This window comes from Candidatus Palibaumannia cicadellinicola, assembly GCF_002855795.1.
GTDB lineage: Bacteria > Pseudomonadota > Gammaproteobacteria > Enterobacterales > Enterobacteriaceae > Baumannia > Baumannia cicadellinicola_C.
In genome coordinates, this window is record NZ_NJPO01000148.1 from 1 (window position 1) to 1,856 (window position 1,856).

2 protein-coding genes are annotated in these 1,856 nt (G+C 43.6%); both read left to right on the plus strand.

Annotated features, from left to right (window positions below):
- Positions 1–170: 170 nt before the first annotated feature.
- Complete coding sequence (gene tsaE, locus CEX73_RS02765; protein ID WP_101627061.1) at positions 171–656, plus strand: tRNA (adenosine(37)-N6)-threonylcarbamoyltransferase complex ATPase subunit type 1 TsaE; 486 nt, start codon at positions 171–173, stop codon at positions 654–656.
- On the plus strand, positions 653–1,856 hold a 1,204-nt coding region (locus CEX73_RS02770), incomplete at its 3' end, for an N-acetylmuramoyl-L-alanine amidase (RefSeq protein ID WP_101627062.1). The genes tsaE and CEX73_RS02770, both read left to right, overlap by 4 nt.

The window sequence follows — 1,856 nt, forward strand, 5'->3', positions numbered from 1 at the left end:
CCTAACTTTAAATCAATTATCTTCCGACTCAATACTAGTTTGAGCGATTAGCTAGAGGAAAAATGATTGCTTTCGTTTCTTTTTCTTGGCAGATTGCTTGCGTCAAAGCTACCGCTACTAGCGGTTGCATGCTATTAATTGCTTTTTATCAAAAAGCATAAAAACCTAATATGGAAAAGCGTGTAATACTTTTGCCAGATGAAACTGCAACCGTCGCTTTAGGTGCTGCATTAGCTGTAGCATGCCAACAAGCTTGTGTTATTTATCTTTATGGCAATATCGGCGCCGGTAAGACGACCTTATGCCGGGGGTTTCTACGGTCGTTAGGGTATGCTGGAAATGTCAAAAGCCCTACTTACACTCTGGTAGAGCTCTATGCGTTAACACGCTGGACGGTTTATCATTTTGATCTTTACCGTCTAGCTCACACGAACACAGAGGAACTAGAGTTGATTAGTATACTGGATTATTTAGATCATAGCTCTCTATGTTTGATAGAGTGGCCACAGTATGGTAAAGGTATTTTGCCAATTATGGATTTATCTCTGACCCTAGAATATCAGGGGACGATACGTCGGGCCAAGGCAGAAGCATTCAACGCTAATGGCAAACGGCTGCTAGCCGCTTTATCTTTGCAGCAGGAACCTTATTCATGAAGCTATATTTTAATACTACTTTAGCTTTAGTGATCGGATTGATTATGAGCAGGCCTGCTGCAGCTACCCTACACAATATTCAAGTTACTAATAACGTCATTCAATCAACGGTCACACTCTGTTTCAATGCACCACCAGTATATGCTTTTTTCTCTCTGCATAATCCCGAGCGGGTCGTATTAGATATTCACCAAAGGATACTTTGGCAGGGAGAGTTGCCGCTCCATTTTAGCGGAGATAATCTGATTAGACGCATTCGCACTAGTACGCCAAGAGATAAACATAGTTTACGTCTTGTTTTAGAGTTAACGTACGAATCCTACACATGGGCAACGATACAACAACAAGTTAGTGGGCATTACAATGTAGTGTTTACTATTTCGGCAACTAATGTTCAGGGAAACATGTTGGAAGCCAGTAGTACGCAGCTACCTTTACCTTATCGCACAATAAATCACCTGTTCCCAGCAAGTACTGTACCAGTCATAGTAGCTATTGATGCTGGACATGGTGGTCAAGATCCAGGTGCTACTGGCCCCAATGGCCTTCAAGAAAAAAATGTCACGATAGCCATCGCCCGCAAGCTAAAAATTATGCTCAATACCGATCCTATGTTTAAACCAGTGCTCACTCGTGACGGCGACTCTTTTCTTTCGGTGATGGGTAGATCTGATGTAGCACGTAAACATAGAGCTAGCGTGCTAGTGTCCATACACGCTGATGCAGCGCCCAACCGCCGCGCTCGTGGCGCTTCGGTCTGGGTACTATCCAACCGGCGTGCCAACAGCGAAATGGCTAATTGGCTGGAACAATACGAGAAACAATCGGAACTACTAGGCGGCGCCGGTAATTTGCTCGCTAATAGTAAGACAGATCCTTACTTCAGCCAAGTTGTCTTAGATTTACAGTTTGGTCATTCGCAGCGGGTAGGCTATGACATTGCGGTGAAAGTGCTGCGACAATTAAAAAATATATGCGTGTTGCATAAAAACCTGCCTGAACATGCCAGCCTCGGAGTACTGCGTTCTCCGGATATTCCATCCTTACTAGTAGAAACCGGCTTTATCAGTAATACTCTGGAAGAGCAACTACTTGGTAGCAGTGCTTATCAGGACAAAATCGCTAACGCCCTACATCTAGGATTACGCGCTTATTTCCTGGCTCATCCTTTACGACAGACTATCTTAATAGAAAAAAAAC

Bases quoted from the DNA above. Each gene is read 5' to 3' on its own strand.
- tsaE (WP_101627061.1), top strand. From the start codon at position 171: ATGGAAAAGCGTGTAATACTTTTGCCAGATGAAACTGCAACCGTCGCT.